The organism is Vibrio anguillarum (assembly GCF_001989995.2).
GTDB classification, from domain to species: domain Bacteria; phylum Pseudomonadota; class Gammaproteobacteria; order Enterobacterales; family Vibrionaceae; genus Vibrio; species Vibrio anguillarum.
In genome coordinates this window covers 32,754-58,495 of the sequence record NZ_JAHGUP010000047.1, presented here as the reverse complement: position 1 = coordinate 58,495, position 25,742 = coordinate 32,754, and the positions used below count along the sequence as shown (strand labels likewise).

Sequence of the window (25,742 nt, the reverse complement as noted above, 5' to 3'; positions counted from 1 at the left end):
ATTGCTAACCAACGCATGTTGATTTTTGCAAGAAATGCATACAGCACAATATTGACACCTAAAACCACTAGGCCAACGTAACCTAAGCTGCCTGCGGCGACATCGGCCGATTGCAAACTGGTAGCCCAAGTTTGGATAGAACCAATTTGGCTCATTGTTCCGGTAAAGCCGAGGAAGATAAGCAACCCGCCTGCGGTTCCCTCGGAGGTTAGATTGACCAGTTTCGAGCCTCCTTTAAAGTAACTTAAGAGAAGACCAAAAACGCCAAGCAAAATTGCCAATGCCAAAGGGTGTGCACCGGCTAATGCGATTGAGCCGATAAGAGGGATCATTGGGCCATGGTTGCCAGCTAAGTTGGCTTTTGGGTTTAAGAAACCAGAGGCAATAACACAGAAGAAGAGGGCAGGAAATAACATCTCTACACGTGCAACTTCAATCGCGAAGTCTTTACCTAGATGAATGTGATCCCATGCTTGGGTTAGGCCATCAGCCCAAGACATCATTACCGCTGAGTACATGGCGATGATGCCGATTGTGCCCGCGATGGCTGGTACAAAATCTTCAAGTTCAAAACGGAAGTCACGACCAGGTAAGTTCAAACCAAAGCGACGGGGCTTCATGATTTGCAGTTCGTGGTCTAGGTAATCTGAACGGCTTGCAAACTCAGATGCTGGACGATGCAGCTCTTTATAGCTTTTCGTCTCGATTTCTGAGCGCTCATTGTTGACTACGTCTGGCATAGATTCCTCATATTTTTTAAAAGTTAGTAATTCGTACTGAATCCTAGTAATCCGCGAAGAAGCGGTAATGTTTTTAATTGAATATGTAGCACATCTCATATGTGCTTGCATAACAACAACTAAAAAAGAGAGTGTGGTTATTTATACAACCTTATCTTTGCTCGCGAGTTTAGCTTGCTTATCCTTTAGGGTGATTGATCTTGATCACTTTAAGAATAAATGTGAAAGAAAACTACAGCAGCCTAATGAAAACGGGGGGTTGAGGCGTTACTTGCTTGAAATAAGTTTTCACATTGTGATGTTTGTAAAAGAGTTTCAATGATATTAATGACCTTAAATATCCTATGAATCTAGGTGTACTTTATACATGAATAGGTTGTCTATTTTTAAGTAAATGTTAATGAAATGAGTTAACTGTTAATTGCTTGATGTGCCATTTATATGCGCCATATGGAGAAGTATTGGCTAAAATGTGAATTTTTAATCAGATAAAATAACTAAATATCCTTATTTTCTAGGTTAATAATTTGTTGCATGTTTTCGGTGTGAATGCTAGTTTGTATCAAAAATGGGAGTTGGAATACTCTGCAGTAGCAAATACAGGGAGTTAAGCGCATGACTGATGTACCGGCGCTGAATATTAAAGAGCTGCACAAAACCTTTGGTCAAAACGAAGTACTAAAAGGAATCTCACTAGAAGCTCGTAAGGGTGATGTTATCTCCATTATTGGTTCTTCTGGCTCGGGAAAAAGTACCTTTCTTAGATGCATCAATTTACTTGAAACACCAACCTCTGGTGATATTTGGGTCAATGGTGAACTCATTCAAATGAAAAAAAATCGGCAAGGTGAAGCTTCACCTGTGAGTGAAAAGCAGGTGCAACGAATTCGCTCACGCCTTGCTATGGTATTTCAGGGATTTAACCTTTGGTCGCACATGACGGTGTTAGAAAACGTTATTGAAGCACCAATTCATGTGTTAGGAGTACCGAAAGCACGAGCCATCGAGAGTGCTGAGGTGCTGCTTAAAAAAGTCGGCCTGTATGAACGTAAAGACTATTATCCTGGTCACCTTTCTGGTGGGCAACAACAACGTGCGGCGATTGCTAGAGCGTTGGCCGTGGAGCCAGAAGTCATGCTGTTTGATGAGCCCACTTCTGCACTTGATCCTGAATTGGTGGGTGAAGTGTTGGGTGTTATGAGAGACTTGGCAGAAGAAGGCCGTACTATGCTGGTAGTGACTCATGAAATGGCCTTTGCTCGCGATGTTTCAAACCATGTGATGTTCTTGCACCAAGGTTTAGTGGAAGAGCAAGGAGATCCAGCCATCCTGTTCACCCAGCCTAAATCTGAACGGTTAAAACAATTTATATCCTCTATTTATTAATGTGTTCATTATGTTGTGGTATTCGTCACGACATAAATATTAAGCAAAACCAACATAAACATAGCATGATAAATAAGTAAGACCTCAATCACAGGAGTATGGAAATGAAAAAGTGGTTATTAGTTGCAGCCGTTGCTGCTAGTGCAATGACTGGTATGGCCCAAGCGAAAGAATGGAAGACGGTTCGTTTTGGTATAGAAGGGGCTTATCCTCCTTTTAGCTGGACAGAGGCTGATGGATCTCTCAAAGGCTTTGATGTTGATATGGCCAATGCGTTGTGCAAGGAGATGAAAGTGGAATGTAAAATCGTTCCACAAGACTGGGATGGCATTATCCCATCACTGCTTGCACGTAAATATGACGCGATTATTGCAGCCATGTCGATTACCGACGAGCGCAAGAAAAAAGTCGATTTCACTGGTAAGTACGCATTAATTCCCAATAAATTTATCGCCAAGAAGGGAGCCGCGTTGGATTTTTCTAAAGAAGGTCTAAAAGGGGTGAAAATTGGTGTACAACGTGCAACAACGCACGATAAGTATCTTACTGATAATTATGGCGATGCAGTTGAAATTGTCCGTTATGGTTCATTTGATGAAGCCTATCTTGACCTAGCCAATGGTCGTATTGCGGCAGTATTGGGTGATGCCTCTGCATTGGAAGAGGGTGTGCTTAACAAAGCGGGCGGCGAAGCGTATGAGTTCGTCGGCCCATCATTAACCGATCCGAAATGGTTTGGCGATGGTTTTGGTATTGCGGTTCGTAAACAAGACAAAGATCTCACTCAAAAACTTGATATGGCGATTAAATCTCTTCGTCAACAAGGGATTTACCAAGAAATTGCGACCAAATACTTTAATTACGATGTATACGGTGAATAAGCTGTAACATCATATCTTACCCATATAATTAGAAGGTGAGAGTGGGCCGAGCATATGAATATGTTTATCGATCACTCTGTAATTAGGACTGGTTAGCTCAGTTGACTCCACCTTCTCAATTATGATGGGAATCCATTGATTCTTAACGGCTGGATCCTAGTTCCAGAAGTACCCAGCCGTTAAATTCTCCAGGGACTAGGGATGAATTATGTTGGACCTACACGGATATGAAGCCTCAATTTTGAAGGGAGCGGTGCTGACCATTGAAGTTGCCGTGCTCTCTTTATTACTTGCCATGTTACTTGGCATGCTAGGTGCGCTAGCCAAGCTTGCACCTTACCGTTGGGCAAGAGCCATTGCCACTCTTTATACGACCATCATTCGCGGTATTCCAGACCTTGTGTTAATGATGCTTATTTTCTTTGGCGGTCAAATATTGTTGAATAATAGCCTTTATTCAATCAACGAATGGCTAAACAATTGGTTTATGGCAAGTGACCCGAGCCATGAATGGACCGCTTATCTCCCCGATTATATTGATGTTAGCCCTTTCATTGCAGGGGTGCTAACCATAGGTTTCATTTTCGGTGCCTATATGGCTGAAACCTTTCGTGGCGCTATTATGGCGGTTGATAAAGGGGAGATGGAAGCGGCGAAAGCGTATGGTATGAGTTCCACGTTAGCATTTAGACGCATTTTGCTTCCTCAAATGGTCCGTCATGCGTTACCAGGATTTGGTAACAACTGGTTAGTATTGCTCAAAACGACGGCACTTGTTTCCATTATTGGATTAGAAGATATGGTCAGAGTCAGCTCACTCGCGGCGGGTTCGACAAAAATGCCATTCACCTTTTATATGGCTGTTGCAGTGATCTTCCTTTTCTTTACCAGTGTATCAACTGGTCTTCTCAAATTGGTTGAGCGCAAGTTCAGCATTCACACGAGGTAAATATGGATTTTTCCCTTATTACTCAAAGCCTACCAATTTATTTTAGTGGGCTGTGGACAACGGTTTGGCTGGTGGGGTTGTCGTTAATTATCGGTTTGAGCCTTGCGATCCCCTTAGCGATTGCTAGAAATAGCCACAACTATTTTATTCGTACTCCAGCATGGGCTTATACCTACTTTTTTCGTGGTACACCGTTATTGGTCCAGCTTTATCTCATCTACTATGGAATGGATCAATTTTTCCCGGTGAAAGATACCTTGTGGGAAAACGCTTGGTTTTGCGCGTTGGTTGCTTTTGTTCTCAATACGTCCGCCTACACGGCTGAAATTATTCGCGGCGCGATCAATGGATTGCCGAAAGGCGAAGTTGAAGCGGCGAAAGCATACGGAATGAGTACTTGGAAAACGTATCGGCGAATTATTCTACCGAGTGCGTTAAGGCGCGCACTGCCCGCTTATAGTAATGAAGTTATCTTCATGCTCCACGGCTCTGCGGTTGCTGGTATTGTTACCATTATGGATTTAACGGGAGCTGCGCGTTTAGTGAACTCTCGTTATTATGCTCCATTCGAGTCATTTTTAACCGCAGGTTTGTTCTATATGGGCTTGACCTTCATTATTTTGTTCTGCTTTAAACAGGCTGAAAAACGCTTCTTAGCTTATTTGCGCCCATTAAGCTGAAGGGCTGCAAGTAGCAATTTGTTGTACCGAGTTTGTTTATATAATCCAGGCATAGATTAAAATAAGAAGCGCGCTGAATGCGCGCTTCTTATTGGCACGTTACTTTCTGTTCCTACAAAGAAAAACTGGACCAAATTGGCGCGTGATCAGAAGGTTTTTCTATTCCTCGAAGTTCATAGTCGATGCCGACTTCTTGGCATTTTTTTGCTAGGTTCGGGGTCGCTAAAATGACGTCGATTCGTAGCCCGCGGTTATCATCAAAGCCACGTGAGCGATAATCAAACCACGAAAATTGATCATTTACATCCGGATTTAACTGACGGAATGTGTCAACCAAACCCCAGTCCATTAAAGTTTGTAACCATTCGCGCTCTTCAGGTTGGAAAGAGCATTTTCCCGTTTGCAACCAGCGTTTTCTATTGGCTTCACCAATCCCAATATCCAAGTCGATAGGGCTGATGTTAATGTCTCCCATCACAATTATTTGTTCGTTAGGGGAGTGATGTGACGTTAAGTAACCCATTAGATCTTTATAAAACTGACGCTTATAGGGATATTTTGTTTCATGGGAAATATTCTCCCCTTGAGGAAAATAGCCGTTGAGTATGGTTGTTTTTTGGCCGTTGTCATCTTCAAAAGTGGCCATAATCATGCGTTTTTGATGATCTTCATTATCGCTAGGAAAGCCTTTCTGTACTGAAATGGGTTCCTTTTTGCACAACATGGCGACGCCATAATGTGCTTTTTGACCATGAAAATAGACGTGGTAGCCCATGGCTTCAACATCCTCAAGAGGAAAAGCGTCATCGTGTACTTTAATTTCTTGAAGTCCAATGACATCAGGTTGATGCTTATCAATAATCGCTTGCAGTTGATGAAGGCGAGCTCTCAAACCGTTGATGTTAAAACTGATGACTTTCATAAGGGATCCTTAAGATGAGTTGTGCGCAAGATGTTACCATTTCAAGGCGCAAGGACAAGACGAAAAGCGAATCAATTGTAATACGTAAACTTTTTGAATAGTCAGAAATGATATTTTTATTAACATTTATGTAAACTTACGATTGATCTCTCAAGTCAATATGCTCTAATTAAAACGGTCACCGTTTTGTCTGAAAACCCTATTAGCGCAGCATAAGGATGTAGTATGCGAACACTTTCGGTTCAATGGAAAATAACCCTTTTAGCCGGCCTTTGCCTGTTAATTACGTCATTGTCTCTCATTGGTTTTTCTGTTTATAACGCAGTGAATAACCAACAAGCAATAAAACAACAAAGTTCAGATTCTGTGATCAATAAATCGCAGCAGTTATTAGAAACTCGGGCGCTGCTCAATGCCACCGAAGTATCTGAATATCTCAGTGAAGCCATGTATCGGGCTCAGATGCTTGCTGATACGGCCTTGTTTTTCAAGTCAAATACCGAAGAAAATTTTGGTGAAAACGAAGCGTTAAGGACATCTTTAGATGAAATGGTTCGCAAGACGGTAGTCAATTATCCCAATGTTCAGGGGGCTTATCTCGTCTTTAAGCCAAATTTGCTCGATAGCGAGGATGACAACTACCAGAATGCTGACTATGTAGGCTCAAATGAAATAGGTCGATTCGCTGCATACTGGATAACTTCCTCCAATGGTGAAAATGTGGTGGCAAATGTATTAAGCGAAGTGGCATTGAAGGATGAAGGAAACAGTGAGCGTTTCGCCTGCCCGTTAACAACAGCTAGTGCATGTATCTCATCGCCTAAAATCGTGATTCAAGACAATGAAACGTTTCTTACTTCTTCTCTCTCTGTGCCCATTTTGATTGATGGTGTTGCGATTGGCTTTTTTGGCATCGATTTAAAGCTTAGCCCACTGGTAGCTATTGCACTGAGTTCAGATCAAAGTCTATTTGGCGGTAGTGGTAAGGTCTTTATTGTCAGCTTAAATAACACGCTTATTGCGACTGATGAGCGTGAATTAACCTTAGGCGCGCCACTGGCTGATTCCGTTTTGACTACAAAGGAGATCGCCAATCTTCTAGCCGAGGGTAAAGTCCATTCTCAATGGAATTCAGATCGGCAGTGGTTGTCTGTCTTTGCTCCTATTCAGGTGGCGAACCAGACTTGGGGCGTGGTTTTTGAAATGCCGACATCGAGTGTGCTAGCTGATGCCAATCAACTGGATCAGATCATTACTCAACAGGTAGAGAATGGCGTTAGAGCGGAGTTATTAGTCGGCGCATTGCTAGTCTTTTTAGGGCTCGCAATCATTGCGCTAGCTGCCACCCAAATTGTGAAACCTATTCGAGCGGTCGTGGAGCGGTTACAAGATATTGCTTCTGGCGAAGGGGATTTAACTCAGCGGCTTGTCATCAGTAGTCATGATGAAATCGGTGATTTGGCACGCGGCTTTAACCAGTTTTTAGACAAATTACAGGCTATCATTCAGCAGATCGTAGAAAGTGCGAACCAAGTAGCTCAAACGACTGAACAGGCACGGCAGTCTGCCGTACAAACACGTAGCCGTAGTGAGTCTCAATTTAAAGAGATGGATATGGTGGCGACTGCCTCTGAAGAAATGACACAAACAGCAAGTCTCGTTGTGCAAAATGCCGAGGCTGCGGTGCAAGCCGCTTCGCAAGCTAATCACTCCGCACTGACTGGGCAGGATGTCATCCGTGCCTCTGAAGCTGAGATGCATAAGCTGGTGGTGCGAATGAGTGATGCGGTGCCGGTTGTTGAAGAGTTGGCTCAAAACAATATCAATATTACCGAAATTTTAACGGTCATTGAGGGAATTTCACAGCAAACCAATTTGCTCGCATTAAATGCGGCTATAGAAGCGGCTCGGGCCGGAGATCAAGGGCGAGGGTTTGCTGTTGTCGCCGATGAGGTACGTAATTTGGCCCAGCGGACTCAGAATTCTGTGGGTGAAATACGCAAAGTGATAGAAAAAGTTCAACAAGGTACTGAGGGCGTAGTTGAGGTGATCCAGCAAGGAAACGCGTTAGCAAATGGAACTGCGATACAAGTCCAAAAGGCCGTTGCTGAATTAGAAATAGTGTTTGAATCCATCTCAGCAATTAACGATATGAATAGCCAGATTGTGAAAGCGGCCCAAGAACAGCAAGCCGTCTCTGGTGAAGTCAACCTCAGCCTATCCAATATTCGTGATCTTAGCGCGCAGATATTGATACTGGTCGGTGAATCAGAATCGGTTGGTGCTCAGATAAGCCAACTCTCGGCTAAGCAGCAACAGTTGGTTGGGCAATTTAAAGTCTAACGGCTGAAAGAGTAAGAAGTAGATGTTTGCTTCTTACTCTCTCGCAGTATCATCCAGTTTACGCAATAAATCCTGCTGTACGATTTTCAGCGCTTCAAGTGCGGTGTGTGGTTCAATCTGATTGGTTTCTAATAAGTAGATGAGATCGACAGCGAGCTTTATCTCTTCAGACGCACCGTCTAGCGGTACAGTAGGATCATTCATTTTATTGGTTTTTCTCCCTGAACGTAATTTGTTTCTCAATTTTGGCTTTGGCTTCTTGGCAACGCTTGAGCCGCTGCTCTACGGTCAATAACGCTTTTTGTGCTTGCTGCTGACTAACAGCAGAATTTTGCTTGAGCCCGAGTTCTTTTTCTCTCACCATATCCATCAGCCTCCGCTCCCATTCTTGATGCTGGGCCAGCTCTTGATATAACGCATTGATCGGTTTGCGATAATAGCTGCGATGCTTGGGCTCACTTTTTCTGATCGATACTGTCGATATTTCGCGTTGGATTGCCGCAATTTGTGCAAGCAGTCGATCGGTTAGATATTGAGCTCGTTGACTGGTTAGCCGTTGGCTCTCTTGTTCGCGCATGATGGAGTCAAAGGTCGCTTTTGCTTCCATAACACAAGGGATTAATAAGTGCGCTTTACAGTGGAACAGGCGCTCATCAAATAGAGCCTGATGGTGTTCACCACGAGTTCGGTCAACACTGGCGGCTTGTTGTTTCAACTCTTTAATTAAGGACTTCAATTGAGAAAAATGGTTCATAAGCCTGCAAACCACGCATCATAAGTCAGCTTGATTGCAAGCACACTGACCACACTCACAAATACCGGACGAATAAATTTAGCGCCGAAACGAATCGCTGAATGTGCGCCAACAAAAGCTCCAGCCATCAAACAAACTCCCATAGTCAGTCCCAGCACCCAGTCAATATGCCCCAAAATGGCAAAGGTAACCAATGACGTTACATTACTGGTAAAATTCATCGCTTTAGCAAGGCCAGAGGCCAATAAAATGTTGAGTCGGTATAATGCCATCGAACTGACTGTCCAAAATGCGCCAGTTCCCGGCCCTGCCAGCCCGTCATAAAATCCAAGTATCAAGCCTTGCGCATACTGCTTTTTGTGAAGTACAGGGCAGGGAGGCGGGCTGACATTCTGGTGGGCATGCGGTGTTTTATGCCATATCGTATAGATAGCGGCAGCTAGAATAATAAGCGGCAGCACTTTTTGTAGCCAATCGGTGCTGATCGCATCGACAGCAAAAGTACCTATGGTTGCGCCAATTAAGGTGGCAATGAAAGCTCTGACCCAGCAACTTGGTTGAAACAACTTCTTCTGATAGTAGGTTAATGCGGCAGTTGATGAGGCAAATGTTGCCGCTAGCTTATTCGTTCCTAGTGCGATGTGCGGCGGAAGACCGATTGATAATAACGCGGGTACAGTAAGCATGCCACCGCCGCCAGCGACTGCATCGATAAAGCCAGCAATAAAAGCAACAAGCGCCAACACAATCAAAGTGGTTGGCTCAACAAATTCCATGAATAAAATCGGCCCTGAGTAATGAGATGAAAGGGCGTAGTGTTAAGCCCTAGCTAATATTCTATTGTTCTTTTAAATGGAGGAAGCGAGTCCAATAATGATTTTCCGTAGCGTTTTGAAACGATTCGGCGATCGAGAATCACGACTCTACCAGAATCACGCTCTTTGCGCAGCAATCTCCCGACGGCTTGGATCAGCTTTTTGCTGGCTTCAGGAACGGTTATCTGAATAAAAGAGTTTCCACCTCGTTTCTCTATGTATTCGGCGTGAGCTTGCTCAACTGGAGAGGTTGGTACGGCAAACGGAATTTTTGTGATCACCAGATTCTCCAAAAGTTCTCCTGGTAAGTCTAGCCCTTCCGAAAAGCTACTGGTGCCAAACATTACGCTCGTTTTACCACACTGCACTAGCATTTTATGTTTATTTAGAATTTCTGTGCGTGATATTTCACCTTGGACTTGCAGCGCCCAGCCTCGTTTAACAAAATCTGTTGATATTTTTTCAGCCACTTCGCGCATTTGCCAGTAAGAAGCAAATAGCACTAAATTAGCTTTGTTTGGCTGAATAAACTCAGCGAGCCGCTCTACCAGATAATCAGTATACTCTTTCGCTTGCGGTTCAAAACGCATTGCTGGAATGAGTAACTCGGCCTGATTTTGATAATCAAACGGTGAAGCGAGTGCTAGGAAACGTGTGCCATCTTCTGCCTTTTCACTGATCCCTGCTTGCGAGCAAAAGTAGCTGAACGAGTTAAGAGCTCGCATCGTCGCGGAGACTAAGATTGCGCCGATGCAGCGGCTCCAGATCTGTTGATCAAGTTGCCAACCAATTTCTAGCGGTGAAACGTTAACAATGAAATCACCTTCACGTTCAGGGTGAATTTCAAGCCAACGTGCCAAAGGGGCTCCTTTTTCTCGCTTGGGCTCCGCCATCAGCAGCCATACTTGGGCAAGGTTCTCTAAACGCTGAATATAAAAGCCTAATTCAGTCAGTGCTGGTTCTGCCAACCGAGCGGCGAGTTCGCCTTCTTTAACTCGTTCAGCAATCAAGTCCGCAATTTTAGCGACGGATTGATTGGCTTTTTGAGAGAGCCGCTTCAGGGTTTTAGACTCTTCTTCAAGCCATTGTGGCAGTTCGCCATGCTCAAAACGGTATCGCTTTTCTTCAAATTGTTCGGGCACAAACTGCTTTGTCAGTTGGCTCAAGCTTGGGATAAGTTGTTGCAGTGTCTCTTGCAGTTCGTTACGAAAACGTGCCACTCGTTTTTCTTCGGCTAAGCTTGAAAACTTGGTTACGGATTGATTGAGTTTTTCCAACCAACTAGCTGCGCCTTTCAAGCTTGCGGACGCTGAAGCGTGATCTCGTGCTACATGAGGTAAGTGGTGTGCTTCATCAAAAATGTAAATGGTGTTTTCGGGCTCAGGCAGAATGACACCACCGCCAAGGTCAGCATCCGCCATGACCAAGCTGTGGTTGGCAATAATGACATCGGCTTTGTCCAGTTCCGATCTTGCCTTTTGAAAAGGGCAATCTCTATGGCCAGCAAAGCTGCCATTACAGCTGTGTTTATCGCTCACAATCAGTTGCCATAACTCATCTTTAATCGCTTTTGGCCACGAGTCGCGATCACCGTTCCATTTTCCTTGAGTCAGTTTTTCATACATGGTGGTGAATAATTCAACGTCTTTTTTTTGTGGCTTTGATTCGAACAGAGCAATTTGTGATCCATCTACCCCACACGCAGCCGCGAGTTTTTCGGTGCAACAGTATCGTTGACGTCCTTTGGCAAGGATAAAAGAGAATTGACGATCAGTGATGCGTCTAAATAAAGGCAAATCTTTGCTGATCAGCTGTTCTTGAAGTGCCACTGTGGCTGTCGAAACAACAACCTTTCTATTATTCAATACTGCAACAGGAACCGCCGCCATTAAATAGGAGAGTGATTTCCCTATTCCTGTACCCGCTTCAGCAATCAAGATTCGGTTGGATTTGTGATATGAACCACACAATGTTTTTGCAATCTCAGCAACAAGATAATTTTGTCCTCGGCGAGGAATGAAGTTTTCGAGCTGAAATTGCAGGTTTTGATAACTATCCCGAATGGATTTTTGGATTTTTGTTGTAAGCATACACAGACCTAAATAGCAGAGTGCCGAGTCTAGCACAGTTCACTAAAGGATACGCAGTTCACGAAATCGTATGCTTTTAGATCAAATCTAGATCTTGTTCACAAAAAAAAACTGAACCTTCAGGAACTTATGTTTAATTCTCATTGTGAAAAATATAAAACTATCCACTCGGTTAAATTATGACATCAACATCCATTTAATCTTGCCAAACTAAATTTTACTGGTGTTTAATTCTGATGTTTCATGATTGTTAGTTTTTAGATTGTGTGATGTTTTTGCTTGGAAGTCGCCCGTAATTTTATGAAAATATCATGTAACTACATGTTTTTAATTATTTTTACCTTTATTTTTGTTTATTTTTTAGGATATTTGACATGCAGGATAATCTTTTGCAATCTAATCCTTGAGATTTAATGGCGGCAACGAACCGAGTTTAAATTTGGAAGTTGCCAGCAAAAACAAAGGGAACCGGATAAGGAATTCCCATACATAAGAAAAGGCAGTGGATTAATTATGAAAAAGACTCTATTAGCACTAGCAGTGCTTGCGGCAGCAAGCTCAGTTAACGCAGCAGAAATTTACGCTAACGACACGACAGCCGTGAAGCTCAAAGGCGAAGTTGATGCTTATTTGGCAACAACTAAATCTACAAATACCGCTCAAGTAGAAACAAAAACCGATCCAGATGTTAATGTTTGGGGAAAAATCCAGCTTGATGCAGAAACAAAACTGACTGATACCCTGAAAGCGTTTGGTTCTTTTGAAATAGAGGCTGGTTCTGATTACGAGTCTACTGATAGCAAAGCATCATTTGACGATTTGTATGTCGGCGTTAAAACTGAGACTTGGGGTGTTGCTGTAGGTGAAGTTGGAGATCTAGCTGACTCTATGGATGCTATCCAAAAAGATGATATTACCAATGAAGGTAAATACATGGGCTCTACAGGTGGTCACCGTAGCGAGTCAACAGGTCACGGCGCTGTATTTAAAGCTAAAGTTGTAGACGGTTTAGTATTTGTAGCTGATGTCAATACAGAATCTAACGAAAATATTGACAATACCTACGGTGTATCACTTGACTACACTGTAGATATGTTTTCTATCGGTGCTTCATACCTAACAGGTGAAGCTGCAGCTGATACTGATTACTCTGTAGCAGGTATCTCGGCTTCTGTTGATGTATCTGGCTTTTTCTTCGCTGTGACTTATGGCCAATATGAAGGTAACAACAAGTATGGTTTCTTCACAGCCTCAGATTTCTATTCTGGTGATGCGATTGGTGTAGCTGCTTCTTACTCATTTAATGATGTACGCCTCTATTCAACTTATGCTGTTATGAGTATTGATGAAGTTACTAAAACCGGTGTAGATGCTAAAGGTGATACAGAAAACCTAGTTGTCGGTGTTGATTATGCTCTAGCAAGCAACATTACGGTATTTGCTGAATATCAAACTGCAGAAACATCAAATGATTTTGCTGCAGGTGGTAACCAAGAAAAAGATGTTGCTCTAATCGGTGCTTACTACACGTTCTAAAATACTTTAATTTTTAAGTATCATAAAAGCCAGTGCAGTGCATTGGCTTTTTATTTATCGGGAGATTTGATTTGTTGTTGAGAGCCTTTATTTGTATTTTAGTTTTCTTATGTAGCTCAACAGTGGCTAATGGGTATGAATTGTCTGTAGACTCTGGCATCGAGATACTTTACGTAAATGGGCAGAAGGCTGATAACTCTCTGACCTTTGACAGTGAATATTTGCAACTTGTTCTCCGGTATTCTGGACGCCTAAAAAGTGGTGGAAAAATGGAGTATTATGCTACCTACCCTTATTTGGTTACCCTGACATTCCAGGGGCAGAAAGACATAAATAGTAAAGCATTTATAAAATTGATTTCTAATCGTTATGACAAAATTAATGCTGAAAACGAACGGAAAAAACCAGTTTTTGATATTCAAACTTCTGAGGATGTGAGTGTCGAACAGAAAATTCTTCCTTCGACAGTCGAAGTATTCCCATATATGGATGTGGGATCTTTAGTTAAATCATATAACATTGACAACGCAATATTTTTTTCTGACAACCTCAAGAAAATAGATATGGTGAATAATTCTGATGCCATTAGCACAACTGAAGACTCTCTGACCCAACTTCAAATATGGTATCTAAAGTCAACAAAGGAAGAGCGCAAATCGTTTCGAAAATGGATTATCGAACAAGAGTGATCGCCATCAAATATGAAATGCCAAATTTCTCTACTTTGGCGTTTTAATTTAAGCACAACACTTCTTAAATTTCTTGCCGCTACCGCAATGACATGGGTCATTTCGTCCTAGCTTCGTTGGTGTGTTCTCCTGTGGAAATTCACCGTCAACGTAGAACCAGATACCATTTTCTCGTATAAATCGTGAACGTTCTTGCAGACAAAATTGCTGTTGATTCTGTGTGTAATAGGCTTTGAAATGAACGAAGCCTTCATTTTCGTTGTTGCGGATACTTGCGGAGATGACGTCTAGCCCACACCATTGACTGCTGATTGATTCTTCAATCGCGTCACGTTGCTGTGGTGCATTGCAACTCGGATGATAGGTATTGATGACGAAATCAACCAAACCCAGAACATGGGCACTATAGCGGGCTCTCATCAGTTGCTCTGGATAGATGGCTAAAGCTGAATCACTGTGGATTGGTTCACAACAGTGTTGGTAATCTAAATGACTACCACAATAGCATTGGTTCATAAATCCTCTCAAATTGCCCATTCATATAAGACGGGGAAGTTTAAGGAGATCTAAACTCGATGTCTACTCAGGAGTGGACACCCAGTAAATCGGCTGTCCATTTCACAGCTTCGTTGTAACACTCTTTCACCACGGGCTCTTCGATATTTAACGCATTAGCAATTTTCTCAACCTTTTGCCAGTCAGCCTGTTCATAAGCTCGAGTTAACTCGAGTACCAGACCTAATTCTCCTTTCCCTTCTATTAATGCAAGTTTAACGTATTCGTCGATAGGCATCTCTTCCATGATACTTTCTAAAGGTTGATCAAGTAGGCTATCGAGTAGCGAAAACATTCCTGTCAGGAAGGCCGAACCGGGTTCGACGTTCATTTTTGCTTTCACACCGATTAACTCGCAATATCTTGCCCTTTGAATGGATAAACCATACAAATAGTCCGGTTTAGATTCTTGCGTCGAAGCAATAGCAACCAAGGAGATAAACTTTCTCAATCGTTGTTCACCGAGATAAATCAGCGCTTGTTTAAATGAATGGATTTTTGAACTGACTGTTGCGGATGAGTTAACAAAGGTTAACAGTTTATAAGATAAGGTCAGGTCGGTGGCGACAAGCTCCTCAATGGCTTTGTAATCGAGGTTAGATTTGGCTATTTCTTTGAACAGTTGCACCACAGTAAGAAATGCGGGTTCTAACGCTTTGCGCTGTAACATCTCTGGTTTGCTAAAAAAGTAGCCTTGAAAATAGGTAAAGCCCGCCTTTTTAGCTTGCTTAAACTCTTCATAGGTTTCTACTTTCTCAGCAAGGAACTCAATTTTCGTCGCACCAAGTTTTTGAATAAAGCGAGTGGCTTTTTCAAGGGGAACGATACGGATGTCAAATTTGATAATTGACACATAGGGGAAGAAGACGAGCCAGCCTGAACTGGGTACAAAGTCATCAAGCGCAATTCGGTAACCAAGCTTCGCCATCTTTTTAATTGCTTCTAATAACTCTAAAGTTGGTTCGCAATCTTCCAATACCTCAACGACCAAGTTTTGCGCAGGAAAAAGCGTAGGCACGAGGTTAATCAGGCTTTGATAAGGAAAATTGACAAACCCTAAATGCTTACCCAGCGTATTGTAATGAGTGGATAAAAAATGATCAGAGAGTAACCGGCTCGTTGCTAAGTCCGGGTCTATATCTGGAAAGGTGTTCTTAGGACCGTCTCGAAATAGCAGCTCGTAGCCGATAGTTTTTCGGTCACGATCGAGTATGGGTTGTCTGGCGATATAGGAGTATTTCAAGGCAAGACTCTTATCTAATTATTGATATTATTGATTATACTTATTATAGCTTAACTTTTGATTCGACCACTTAAACCAATTAGTACCAGAGTGCGACTTGTCGTCAGTTTTTAGAACTAAAAGGTCGAGTTTGCAGTTCGTAACCATCATTAGCATAGACTAAGACTGAACCTTGGGTGTACCAGTCACCCAAAACAATTCGCGTTGCGGTGCCATGAAGTTGATTTCTGTGATGAATCTCTGGTCGATGAGTATGGCCATGAATCATTAAATCGACCCCATACTGGGTCAGAACTCTATCCACTTCACTTTGTGTAACATCCATAATATCCATAGATTTCATTTGCTTATCATTATGGATGCCCGACTGTACTTTACCCACAATACGAACCTTTACAAAAAATGGCAGCCGATTAAATACCCATTGTAGCCAAGGCTGGTGAACCTTCTTTCGATAGGCTTGATACTTTATATCGTCAATACAGAGTGTGTCGCCATGCAACACCACGGCTTTTTTTCCGTAAAGGTCAATTACTTGTTCTTCTTGGAGAAGAGTGATTCCGGTTTCTTTCGCAAATCGTTTGCCAAGCAAGAAGTCGCGGTTTCCTTGAGTAAAATAGCAAGCAACCCCTTCGCGAGTCAGTTGTTTAAATTCCGATTTTATTTGGTTGGCGAAAGGTGAATTATCATCGTCACCTATCCAAAATTCGAAAAGATCGCCAAGCACGTACAGTGCATCGGCATGAATGGCTTCTTCGCGCATGAAACGGATAAAACACTCGGTGATATCTGGTCGAGAAGGGCTTAGGTGTAAATCAGAAATAAATAGTGTATGCATAATAAAAATAAGGAGCGCATAGCGCTCCTTTTACCGTTACTCTTCGATGGTTGTGCCAGAAATGAACACTTCTTCTAGTGGAACATCTTGATGCATGCCCATAGAGCCTGTGCTCACGGCTTTTATTTTGTTCACAATATCCATACCTTCGATCACTTCAGCGAACACGCAGTAGCCCCAGCCATCTCGGCTTTCTGAACGAAAATCTAGGAATGTGTTGTTGTTCACGTTGATGAAAAACTGAGAACTTGCAGAGTGTGGATCCATAGTGCGCGCCATGGCAAGAGTACCGATCTTATTGCTTAGGCCGTTGTTGGCTTCGTTTTTAATCGTTGCGCGAGTTGTTTTTTCTTTTAGGCCAGAGGTCATGCCGCCGCCTTGAATCATGAATCCATCGATAACGCGGTGGAACAGAGTGTTATCGTAAAAACCGTCACGGCAGTACTGTAGAAAGTTTGCGCTTGTTTCTGGTGCTTTTTCTTCATTAAGTTGAATTTTAATATCACCAAAATTCGTGTGAAGGATGATCATGATAGTTACCTTTATCTATTTTTCGTTGAGGCCCGGATTTTAACTGAACTTTGGACACATTCAAATCAACAAATGTCTTTAGGGGCCGTATTATTGCGAGAGAATAAGGATGACCAAGCTAGGCTAGAGTTGTTATACTGTGAAGCCATTTTAGTTCAAACAGTTATTAGATAGAGATCATGCTGAAAATATATAACTCAATCACTAGACAAAAAGAAGAATTCAAACCAATTCATGCCAACAAAGTGGGTATGTATGTCTGTGGAGTCACCATTTATGATCTCTGTCATATTGGCCATGGTCGCACCTTCGTTTCTTTTGATGTGATTTCTCGCTACTTGCGCTACTTAGGCTATGACCTTACATTTGTGCGTAACATCACTGATATTGATGACAAAATCATTAAACGTGCTGCCGAAAATGGTGAATCTTGCGATTCGCTAACCGAGCGCTTAATCGCAGACATGCATGCAGATTTCGATGCATTGAATATGAAACGTCCAGATGTCGAGCCTCGTGCAACCGCTTATATCCAAGAAATCATAGGCTTGGTGCAACGACTGATTGAACGCGGTTTTGCTTACGTTGCTTCTAATGGTGATGTGATGTTTGAAGTCAGCAAATTTGACGAATACGGCAAGTTATCCAAACAAGATCTCGATCAGCTTCAAGCGGGCGCTCGTGTTGATGTTGATCTTGCTAAGCGTAGCCCACTTGATTTTGTGTTGTGGAAAATGTCGAAGCCGGGAGAGCCCACTTGGGAATCCCCATGGGGAGAAGGACGCCCAGGCTGGCACATCGAATGTTCGGCGATGAATTCAGCGATTTTGGGTAACCACTTTGATATTCATGGTGGAGGCTCTGATTTGCAGTTTCCTCACCATGAAAATGAAATTGCTCAATCATGCTGCGCACATGACACTCCCTATGTGAACACATGGATGCACAGTGGCATGGTGATGGTGGATAGAGAAAAAATGTCTAAATCATTAGGGAATTTTTTCACAATCCGCGATGTACTTGCTCACTATGATGCGGAAACGGTGCGCTATTTCTTGATGTCGGGCCATTATCGCAGCCAATTAAATTATAGCGAAGATAACCTAAAACAAGCGCGTGCCTCGCTAGAGCGTCTATACACTGCGTTGAGAGGGTTGGATTTAACCGTAGCAGTTGCGGGCGGTGAAGAGTATGTCAGTCGCTTTTCGATAGCGATGAATGATGACTTTAATACGCCAGAGGCTTATTCCGTCTTGTTTGATATGGCACGTGATATCAACAAGCTGAAGACAGAAAATCTTCAGCAAGCCAGCGCTCTTGGCGCACTTATGCGTGAGCTTGCCGATGTGATTGGAATTTTGCATCAAGATCCAGAAGCGTTTCTTAAAGGAGACACTAATGGCGACGAACAAGTGGCGGAGATTGAAGCTTTGATCAAACTGCGTAATGACTCACGTGCAGCAAAAGATTGGGCTAATGCTGACGTGGCACGCGATAAGTTGAACGAACTCGGCATCATTTTAGAAGATGGCCCAAGTGGAACTACTTGGCGTCGTAAATAATCAGGCAGTTAACTTGTCGATGATGGGCTTGAACTTTATTGGTTAAGCCCATTTTGTTTTTCGTCCACGATTAAGGTTTTCATGTCAATTATTTTAGGTATAGATCCCGGCTCGCGAATCACAGGTTATGGTGTGATCAGGCAGCATGGACGATATTTGTACTATCTTGGTAGTGGATGTATTCGTACCTCCGAAAAAGAGTTACCAGGGCGGCTCAAGCAAATTTACGCTGGCGTGACGGAAATCATCACACAGTTTCAGCCTGATGTTTTTGCCATCGAGCAAGTATTTATGGCAAAGAATGCGGACTCAGCACTCAAGCTCGGACAAGCAAGGGGCAGTGCTATTGTGGCGGCGGTGAATGCGGATCTTCCAGTCTATGAATATGCCGCTCGACTGGTTAAACAATCTGTAGTTGGTACGGGTAGTGCTGATAAAGCGCAGGTACAACATATGGTCCAGCAAATGCTCAAATTATCGGCTAAGCCACAAGCGGATGCCGCTGATGCTCTGGGTGTGGCAATTTGTCATGCGAATACCAATAAAACCTTGATCGCGTTAGCTGGGCGGGCAAGCAGTGCTAAAAAAGGCCGATATCGCTGAAAAACCGATCCCGAGCGAGGTGGTATTTTTCTACTGGCTATACATCCAGTTATTTATTATCATCCGAGTCAAATAACCTCATTTCTCTAAGGAATTTCCTGTGATTGGACGTCTTCGCGGCATTCTGATTGAAAAGCAACCTCCAGAGCTATTGATTGAAGTCGCTGGCATTGGTTATGAAGTCCAAATGCCAATGAGTTGCTTCTATGAACTCCCTAAATTGGGCGAAGAAGCAGTCATTTATACCCATTTTGTGGTCCGAGAAGATGCGCAGCTTTTATATGGTTTCAACACGGTAAAAGAGCGAGCTTTATTTCGTGAAGTGATTAAAGCGAATGGCGTCGGGCCAAAATTAGGCTTGGGTATTTTGTCCGGAATGACGGCCGGTCAATTTGTTTCATGCGTTGAGCGTGAAGATATCTCCACATTAGTTAAGCTTCCTGGCGTGGGTAAAAAAACCGCTGAACGTTTGGTTGTTGAGATGAAAGATAGGCTGAAAGGTTGGGGAGCCGGTGACCTCTTCACTCCCGCTACTGACGCTGCGCCAGTCGATAACAATTCCTTGGAAGCGCTCACGAGCAATGCGGAAGAAGAAGCGATCAGTGCGTTACTTTCTTTGGGTTATAAGCCTCAACAAGCTTCTAAAGTAGTGGCACAAGTAATGAAGGCTGACATGACCAGCGAAGCGCTGATTAAAGAAGCCTTGAGAGCAATGGTATGATTGAAGCTGATCGCTTAATTGCCCCTGATAGTCCTATTTTTAAAGATGAAGATATTATTGATCGCGCGATTCGTCCCAAAAAATTAGCGGACTATCGTGGCCAAGATCATGTACGCAATCAAATGGAAATCTTCATTAAAGCGGCACAAATGCGCAGCGAACCACTCGACCATCTCCTGATTTTTGGCCCTCCAGGGCTTGGAAAAACAACATTAGCCAATATCGTTGCCAATGAGATGGAAGTGAATATCCGCACAACTTCTGGTCCGGTATTGGAAAAAGCAGGTGATTTGGCGGCATTACTGACTAACCTTGAAGAGAACGACGTTCTTTTTATTGATGAAATTCATCGATTAAGTCCAGTGGTTGAAGAAATTCTTTATCCCGCAATGGAAGATTACCAGCTCGATATAATGATTGGCGAAGGTCCAGCCGCTCGGTCCATTAAAATCGATTTACCCCCTTTTACGCTGATTGGGGCAACAACTCGCGCTGGCTCGTTAACCTCCCCCTTGCGTGATCGCTTTGGTATTGTACAGCGCCTTGAGTATTACAAAATTGATGATCTACAGTACATAGTGCAAAGAAGCGCGGACTGTTTAGGATTGTCGATGGAAGCGGATGGTGCACTTGAAGTGGCTAGGAGAGCAAGGGGAACGCCTCGGATTGCCAACCGTTTATTGCGCCGAGTTCGAGATTACGCTGAAGTGAAAGGCAACGGGCACATATGTATAGAGACTGCAGATAAAGCGCTAAACATGTTGGATGTTGATAGCCAAGGTTTCGACTATATGGATAGAAAGCTATTACTAGCGATTATGGACAAATTTGGCGGTGGACCTGTTGGTCTCGATAACCTAGCCGCTGCAATCGGCGAAGAAAAAGATACCATTGAAGATGTATTAGAACCCTTTCTTATCCAACAAGGTTATTTACAACGGACACCAAGAGGACGAATGGCGACCGATCGCGCCTATCTTCACTTCGGAATTGAAAAATAAGTTTACATCTCATCGTCATTTTTAGGTGGTAAGCACAAAGTGTGAACTAAATCTTATTTATGATAATTTTCTTATCACTAAAGAGTTAATGATGTGAAGTGTATTGTTAACTCTCTGTGTGATTCGTTGTATTAATTTCTATCCCTTTCACTAAATACTCACAACAATTTCATTCTTCCTTTGATGTGGATCATTTTGTTCTTTTTTTGTTCAGGTTTGGCGCGTGAAAATTGATGTAAATCAAGGCGTTTTTCTCCCATAAATCTTTTGAAACAACCTGCATTTAGAAGTAGTATTAGTCTCAGCTATATTAGCTGATGCTTAACAATTAACTAACCATAACGGTACATGCTTGCAACAAAATTCTGATATTTTTTCAACATTTGATGAGGTTATATCACTGATGAATTTTGAGGAATTTTAACCCGTTCAGCATGTCAAAAGTGTCATTCAGCCGGCACAAAGGAGTTACCATGATTGACGTCGTTGATCTATCGCGGTTGCAGTTTGCACTGACAGCGATGTATCACTTCCTGTTCGTTCCATTGACTCTAGGTATGGCTTTTCTTTTAGCCATCATGGAATCTTTGTATGTAATGACTGATAAGCAAATCTATAAGGACATGACAAAGTTCTGGGGTAAGCTTTTTGGTATTAACTTTGCCCTTGGGGTGGCCACTGGCCTCACTATGGAGTTCCAGTTCGGTACAAACTGGTCATACTATTCCCACTATGTAGGTGACATTTTTGGCGCCCCTCTTGCGATTGAAGCACTTGTAGCCTTCTTTTTAGAATCAACCTTTGTCGGTTTGTTCTTCTTTGGTTGGGATAGACTATCAAAACGCCAGCACTTGGGCGTGACTTGGTTGGTTGCTTTGGGGTCCAATTTCTCGGCACTTTGGATCTTGATTGCGAATGGTTGGATGCAAAACCCAGTCGGCGCAGAATTCAATTTTGAAACTATGCGTATGGAAATGGTCAGCTTTGCTGAAGTCGTTTTCAACCCTGTCGCTCAAGTAAAATTTGTGCATACCGTCGCTTCTGGTTACACCACTGGTGCGATGTTCATTCTTGGTATTAGTTCATATTACTTGCTGAAAGGCCGAGACGTTGCGTTTGCACGCCGCTCATTCGCTATCGCTGCATCATTCGGCATGGCCGCTATTTTGTCCGTGATTGTGCTTGGTGATGAATCAGGATATGAAGTAGGTGAAGTTCAAAAAGTGAAGCTGGCTGCGATTGAAGCTGAGTGGCACACGGAACCTGCACCGGCTGCATTTACACTGTTTGGTTTGCCTAACCAAGACGCCATGCACACCGATTATGCAGTAAAAATTCCATACGTGATGGGTATTATCGCTACACGTTCTCTCGATACTGAAGTCACAGGGTTGCGTGATTTACGTGATGATCACGTCGATCGCATCCGTAACGGTATGTATGCCTATGAACTGTTAGAAAAATTACGTGCAGGCGAAAAATCGCCAGCAAACATTGCCGCTTTTGAAGAAGTGAAAGGCGATTTGGGCTACGGCTTATTGCTAAAACGTTATACCGATAAAGTGAGCGATGCAACGGAAGAGCAAATTCAAGCCGCCGCTGATGATTCAATTCCAACCGTATGGCCACTATTTTGGTCATTCCGCCTGATGGTTGGTGTCGGTTTTGTGATGCTATTTGTCTTTGGTGCAGCATTTATTCAAACTTGCCGTCAGAAAATTGAGCAAAAACAATGGGTACTTAAAGCCGCCTTGTTCAGTATTCCTCTACCGTGGATTGCAATTGAAGCGGGTTGGTTTGTTGCTGAATATGGCCGTCAACCATGGGCTGTTGGTGAAATATTGCCGACCAATGTTGCCGCTTCTGCGCTAACTCTGGGCGAATTATGGACCTCATTGTTTGCGATTCTTGCACTGTACACTGTGTTCTTGATTGCTGAAGTTTACCTGATGGTTAAATTTGCTCGTAAAGGGCCTAGCAGTCTGAAAACTGGTCGTTATCACTTTGAGCAAAACGCAAACTCTGTTGAAGACAAAGTTAGCCGTCAAGTCGAAGCATAAGGCAGGGAGATAGAATAATGTTTGATTACGAAATCTTGCGACTAATTTGGTGGGTGCTGATCGGCGTACTGCTGGTTGGTTTTGCAATCACAGATGGTTTTGACATGGGCGTTGGTGCTCTTGTTCCCGTCATTGGTAAGAATGACAGTGAGCGTCGTGTCATGATCAACTCTATTGCCCCACACTGGGATGGTAACCAAGTTTGGCTTATCACGGCAGGTGGTGCACTGTTTGCGGCTTGGCCGTTAGTCTATGCGACATCATTTTCCGGATTTTATTTGGCTATGATTGTTACATTGGCTGCATTATGGCTTCGTCCGATTGGTTTGGATTACCGTTCAAAAATTGAAGATCCAAAGTGGCGTAATACTTGGGATATCTGTATTTCAATTAGTGGCTTTGTACCACCAGTCATCTTTGGTGTTGCCTTTGGCAACTTACTACAAGGCGTGCCATTCCAACTCAGTGATTTCATGATGCCAACGTATCACGGTTCATTTTTTGGTCTGTTGAACCCATTTGCTCTGCTTTGTGGCTTAGTCAGCTTGTTTATGATTATTTTACAAGGTGCTTCTTGGCTACAGATGAAAACCACCGATGAGCTGCATGCACGCGCTCGTGGCGTCGCTCAACTAATGGGCTTGTTGGTTGCTGTTACTTTCGTCGCTGCAGGGTTTTGGATCCAAAACATCGATGGTTACGTGATTACCAGCGTCATTGATACACATGCTGCATCAAACCCACTCAATAAAGAAGTGATACGTGAGGCGGGGGCGTGGATGGCTAATTTCAACGCTTACCCATTACTATGGATAGCGCCAGCTTTGGGTGTTGCCATGCCACTACTTGCTGTGTTGGCGTCGCGTTTTGAAAAAGGTGGTCTCGCATTCTTGGCTTCTAGCTTAGCCAATGCAGGTGTGATTTTCACCGCTGGTTTTGCGATGTTCCCATTTATCATGCCTTCAAGCTTAGTACCAAGTAACAGCTTGACCATGTGGGACTCAACATCGAGTGAATTGACGTTGAACTTAATGACAGTGGTCGCTTTTGTAATGGTACCTATCATTCTTGGTTACACCACTTGGACTTACTACAAGATGTTTGGTCGTCTTGATAGCAAGTTTATTGAAGAAAACAAAAACTCACTTTACTAAGGGGCATAGATATGTGGTATTTCGCATGGATTCTAGGTGTGCTTTTAGCGTGTGCATTTGGCATCATCAACGCTCTTTGGTTAGAGCATTCTGAAATGATGGACAAAGACAGTGAGTAAACTTGCAATGCAAGTCACTGAGTACCATAAACTGGTTGATAAGACTCTGCTCAGAGTCTTATCGCTCTTGCTTGGTTTTTATCATATCGCCATGATTATGTGGGATCCCGAGTTGTATTCTCAGAGCATTGGTGGTTTTAACGCGGTTATTTCACCACTCATGATATGGGCGCTGTGTGCAAGTATGGTTTTTGGTGTTGGCTTTAGACCACGTAAATGGTTTTGGCAATTATTGTTTAGCCCCTACATTTCATTATCGATCTTAATTTACTTAACGATTATTCGACTCGTTTGATATTTACTGTGTATGAATAACCTGTCGAAGGTTGATTAACGACCCACATTAGTGCTGCCTCTTTGAGACAGCACTAATTTTTTGTTTCAAGTTTTGTAAAAGTCCACTCAATGCTTGTACTAACGTCAATGAGTTGCGTTATAGTATCCGCCTAAATCTGTATATGTGTTGGAACCTTTGTGCAAAATACAGCCTCAGCCTTTCATTGGCCTGTAACGATTTACTATGAAGATACGGATGCTGGTGGTGTCGTCTATCACTCAAACTATCTTAAATTCTTTGAACGAGCCCGAACTGAAATGTTACGCGCAGTTGGAGTGTCTCAGCAGACGTTTTTGCAGCAGAACATTGGTTTTGTGGTCAGGCACGTTGACATCGATTTTCTACAAGCTGCACGTTTAGACGATATGCTGACGATAAAAACTGTAATTTCAGCTTTGAAAAAAGCGTCTCTGATTTTCTGTCAAGAGCTCGTCAATCCTGAGGGTAAAGTATTGTGTAAAGCAATAGTTAAGGTAGCATGCATCGACAATCAGAACATGAGGCCAAAAGCGATGCCTCAATCAATAATTTTGGAGTTAACCCATAGTGACTGCTGATATCTCAATTCTCGATCTGTTTTTGCAAGCCAGCTTATTGGTCAAGATGGTGATGCTAATCCTTTTGGGGATGTCTATCGTTTCGTGGGCGATGATCATCAAACGTAGTAAAGTCCTTTCCCAAGCAGAAAAGAACGCTGATGCTTTCGAAGACAAATTTTGGTCTGGTACTGACTTATCCGTTATTTATCAAGATGTCAAAAAGCGTAAAGATGAACTTTTGGGTACAGAAGAGATTTTTTACTCTGGCTTTACCGAATTTGCACGTTTACGCAAGACTAACGCCACTTCACCCGATTTCATCATGGAAGGGACGGGACGTGCGATGCGAGTTGCTGTCGCAAGGGAAGTGGACGAGTTAGAGACCAGTCTGCCATTTCTAGCGACCGTGGGTTCTATCAGCCCATACATTGGATTATTTGGTACGGTATGGGGAATCATGCACTCATTTATTGCGTTAGATGCGGTGAAGCAAGCGACGTTAGCAATGGTGGCTCCTGGTATTGCAGAGGCGCTGATTGCGACCGCTATGGGTTTATTTGCGGCTATTCCTGCGGTGATGGCTTACAACAGGTTGAGCAATAAAGTCAGCAAATTAGAGCATAATTACGCCACCTTTTCTGAAGAATTTCATAGCATTCTTCACCGCCAAGCGATGGCTGGTAGGGAATAGACG

27 protein-coding genes are annotated in these 25,742 nt (G+C 43.0%); 17 read left to right on the top strand and 10 right to left on the bottom strand.

Features of this window, described 5'->3' with window-relative positions; translation table 11 throughout:
• A partial coding sequence (locus PL85_RS12145; protein WP_215809352.1) for a DUF3360 family protein occupies positions 1-740 on the bottom strand: 740 nt, incomplete at its 3' end.
• 615 nt (positions 741-1,355) lie between these two features.
• On the opposite strand from PL85_RS12145, the gene PL85_RS12140 reads away from it, so the two are divergent.
• From PL85_RS12140 to PL85_RS12125, 4 genes are all read left to right on the top strand, one after another.
• Positions 1,356-2,126, top strand: coding sequence for an ABC transporter ATP-binding protein (locus tag PL85_RS12140; protein WP_013856548.1), 771 nt, complete (start codon positions 1,356-1,358; stop codon positions 2,124-2,126).
• A gap of 104 nt (positions 2,127-2,230) precedes the next feature.
• The gene (locus PL85_RS12135) at positions 2,231-3,007 is read left to right on the top strand and encodes an ABC transporter substrate-binding protein (RefSeq protein WP_026028918.1); all 777 of its coding nucleotides are present in this window, start codon (positions 2,231-2,233) and stop codon (positions 3,005-3,007) included.
• Between the two features lie 208 nt (positions 3,008-3,215).
• Positions 3,216-3,956 carry an ABC transporter permease gene (locus PL85_RS12130; protein WP_094124743.1) on the top strand — a complete coding sequence of 247 codons (741 nt, stop codon included), beginning with the start codon at positions 3,216-3,218 and terminating at the stop codon, positions 3,954-3,956.
• Between the two features lie 2 nt (positions 3,957-3,958).
• On the top strand, positions 3,959-4,636 hold the full coding sequence (locus PL85_RS12125) for an ABC transporter permease (protein WP_010319214.1): 678 nt from the start codon (positions 3,959-3,961) through the stop codon (positions 4,634-4,636).
• 112 nt (positions 4,637-4,748) lie between these two features.
• On the opposite strand, the gene xthA is transcribed toward PL85_RS12125, so the two are convergent.
• Positions 4,749-5,558: an exodeoxyribonuclease III gene (gene xthA, locus PL85_RS12120; protein ID WP_115339108.1), complete on the bottom strand. Its 810-nt coding sequence runs from the start codon at positions 5,556-5,558 to the stop codon at positions 4,749-4,751.
• Between the two features lie 225 nt (positions 5,559-5,783).
• Between xthA and PL85_RS12115 the strand changes: the two genes are divergently transcribed.
• Positions 5,784-7,901, top strand: a complete 2,118-nt coding sequence (locus tag PL85_RS12115) for a methyl-accepting chemotaxis protein (protein ID WP_115339107.1) — start codon at positions 5,784-5,786, stop codon at positions 7,899-7,901.
• Between the two features lie 33 nt (positions 7,902-7,934).
• Here the strand turns inward: PL85_RS12115 and rsmS are convergent, their stop codons facing one another.
• The 4 genes from rsmS to dinG are packed head-to-tail and all read right to left on the bottom strand — an operon-like array spanning position 7,935 to position 11,560.
• Positions 7,935-8,105, bottom strand: coding sequence for a pleiotropic regulatory protein RsmS (gene rsmS / locus PL85_RS12110; protein ID WP_013856554.1), 171 nt, complete (start codon positions 8,103-8,105; stop codon positions 7,935-7,937).
• Between the two features lies 1 nt (position 8,106).
• On the bottom strand, positions 8,107-8,655 hold the full coding sequence (priC, locus tag PL85_RS12105; RefSeq protein WP_174223792.1) for a primosomal replication protein PriC: 549 nt from the start codon (positions 8,653-8,655) through the stop codon (positions 8,107-8,109).
• Complete coding sequence (locus PL85_RS12100) at positions 8,652-9,431, bottom strand: sulfite exporter TauE/SafE family protein (RefSeq protein WP_010319210.1); 780 nt, start codon at positions 9,429-9,431, stop codon at positions 8,652-8,654. Before PL85_RS12100 ends, priC begins: the two co-directional genes overlap by 4 nt.
• A gap of 53 nt (positions 9,432-9,484) precedes the next feature.
• Positions 9,485-11,560, bottom strand: coding sequence for an ATP-dependent DNA helicase DinG (gene dinG / locus PL85_RS12095; protein WP_088728949.1), 2,076 nt, complete (start codon positions 11,558-11,560; stop codon positions 9,485-9,487).
• Between the two features lie 513 nt (positions 11,561-12,073).
• On the opposite strand from dinG, the gene PL85_RS12090 reads away from it, so the two are divergent.
• Together PL85_RS12090 and PL85_RS12085 are read left to right on the top strand one after the other, a co-directional pair.
• Positions 12,074-13,096 (top strand): porin, encoded by a 1,023-nt coding sequence (locus PL85_RS12090; protein ID WP_088728948.1) that lies wholly within the window; start codon positions 12,074-12,076, stop codon positions 13,094-13,096.
• Positions 13,097-13,236: 140 nt separating this feature from the next.
• Positions 13,237-13,785 carry a DUF2057 family protein gene (locus PL85_RS12085; protein WP_157724195.1) on the top strand — a complete coding sequence of 183 codons (549 nt, stop codon included), beginning with the start codon at positions 13,237-13,239 and terminating at the stop codon, positions 13,783-13,785.
• A 48-nt stretch (positions 13,786-13,833) separates the two neighbouring features.
• Here the strand turns inward: PL85_RS12085 and PL85_RS12080 are convergent, their stop codons facing one another.
• The 4 genes from PL85_RS12080 to PL85_RS12065 all read right to left on the bottom strand — a co-directional run bounded on the left by PL85_RS12080 (position 13,834) and on the right by PL85_RS12065 (position 16,952).
• Positions 13,834-14,301 carry a YchJ family metal-binding protein gene (locus PL85_RS12080; RefSeq protein WP_115339105.1) on the bottom strand — a complete coding sequence of 156 codons (468 nt, stop codon included), beginning with the start codon at positions 14,299-14,301 and terminating at the stop codon, positions 13,834-13,836.
• A gap of 67 nt (positions 14,302-14,368) precedes the next feature.
• Positions 14,369-15,583, bottom strand: coding sequence for an EAL and HDOD domain-containing protein (locus PL85_RS12075; protein ID WP_088728945.1), 1,215 nt, complete (start codon positions 15,581-15,583; stop codon positions 14,369-14,371).
• 103 nt (positions 15,584-15,686) lie between these two features.
• Positions 15,687-16,421: a UDP-2,3-diacylglucosamine diphosphatase gene (gene lpxH / locus PL85_RS12070; protein ID WP_019280922.1), complete on the bottom strand. Its 735-nt coding sequence runs from the start codon at positions 16,419-16,421 to the stop codon at positions 15,687-15,689.
• Between the two features lie 36 nt (positions 16,422-16,457).
• Complete coding sequence (locus PL85_RS12065; protein ID WP_010319203.1) at positions 16,458-16,952, bottom strand: peptidylprolyl isomerase; 495 nt, start codon at positions 16,950-16,952, stop codon at positions 16,458-16,460.
• Between the two features lie 179 nt (positions 16,953-17,131).
• Between PL85_RS12065 and cysS the strand changes: the two genes are divergently transcribed.
• From cysS to tolQ, 10 genes are all read left to right on the top strand, one after another.
• Positions 17,132-18,514, top strand: a complete 1,383-nt coding sequence (gene cysS, locus PL85_RS12060; protein ID WP_094133911.1) for a cysteine--tRNA ligase — start codon at positions 17,132-17,134, stop codon at positions 18,512-18,514.
• Between the two features lie 81 nt (positions 18,515-18,595).
• Positions 18,596-19,117, top strand: a complete 522-nt coding sequence (ruvC, locus tag PL85_RS12055) for a crossover junction endodeoxyribonuclease RuvC (protein WP_013856565.1) — start codon at positions 18,596-18,598, stop codon at positions 19,115-19,117.
• A gap of 100 nt (positions 19,118-19,217) precedes the next feature.
• On the top strand, positions 19,218-19,838 hold the full coding sequence (gene ruvA / locus PL85_RS12050) for a Holliday junction branch migration protein RuvA (RefSeq protein ID WP_013856566.1): 621 nt from the start codon (positions 19,218-19,220) through the stop codon (positions 19,836-19,838).
• On the top strand, positions 19,835-20,839 hold the full coding sequence (ruvB, locus tag PL85_RS12045) for a Holliday junction branch migration DNA helicase RuvB (protein ID WP_017042275.1): 1,005 nt from the start codon (positions 19,835-19,837) through the stop codon (positions 20,837-20,839). Before ruvA ends, ruvB begins: the two co-directional genes overlap by 4 nt.
• A gap of 473 nt (positions 20,840-21,312) precedes the next feature.
• On the top strand, positions 21,313-22,899 hold the full coding sequence (cydA, locus tag PL85_RS12040) for a cytochrome ubiquinol oxidase subunit I (RefSeq protein ID WP_115339104.1): 1,587 nt from the start codon (positions 21,313-21,315) through the stop codon (positions 22,897-22,899).
• Positions 22,900-22,916: 17 nt separating this feature from the next.
• The gene (cydB, locus tag PL85_RS12035) at positions 22,917-24,053 is read left to right on the top strand and encodes a cytochrome d ubiquinol oxidase subunit II (RefSeq protein ID WP_115339103.1); all 1,137 of its coding nucleotides are present in this window, start codon (positions 22,917-22,919) and stop codon (positions 24,051-24,053) included.
• Between the two features lie 11 nt (positions 24,054-24,064).
• Positions 24,065-24,172 (top strand): cytochrome bd-I oxidase subunit CydX, encoded by a 108-nt coding sequence (gene cydX, locus PL85_RS12030; RefSeq protein WP_000270284.1) that lies wholly within the window; start codon positions 24,065-24,067, stop codon positions 24,170-24,172.
• Positions 24,165-24,467: a cyd operon protein YbgE gene (gene ybgE, locus PL85_RS12025; protein WP_013856571.1), complete on the top strand. Its 303-nt coding sequence runs from the start codon at positions 24,165-24,167 to the stop codon at positions 24,465-24,467. The genes cydX and ybgE overlap by 8 nt, the downstream gene beginning before the upstream one ends.
• A 179-nt stretch (positions 24,468-24,646) precedes the next feature.
• On the top strand, positions 24,647-25,066 hold the full coding sequence (gene ybgC, locus PL85_RS12020; RefSeq protein WP_115339102.1) for a tol-pal system-associated acyl-CoA thioesterase: 420 nt from the start codon (positions 24,647-24,649) through the stop codon (positions 25,064-25,066).
• Positions 25,056-25,739 (top strand): protein TolQ, encoded by a 684-nt coding sequence (gene tolQ, locus PL85_RS12015; protein ID WP_115339101.1) that lies wholly within the window; start codon positions 25,056-25,058, stop codon positions 25,737-25,739. The genes ybgC and tolQ overlap by 11 nt, the downstream gene beginning before the upstream one ends.
• Positions 25,740-25,742: the final 3 nt, after the last annotated feature.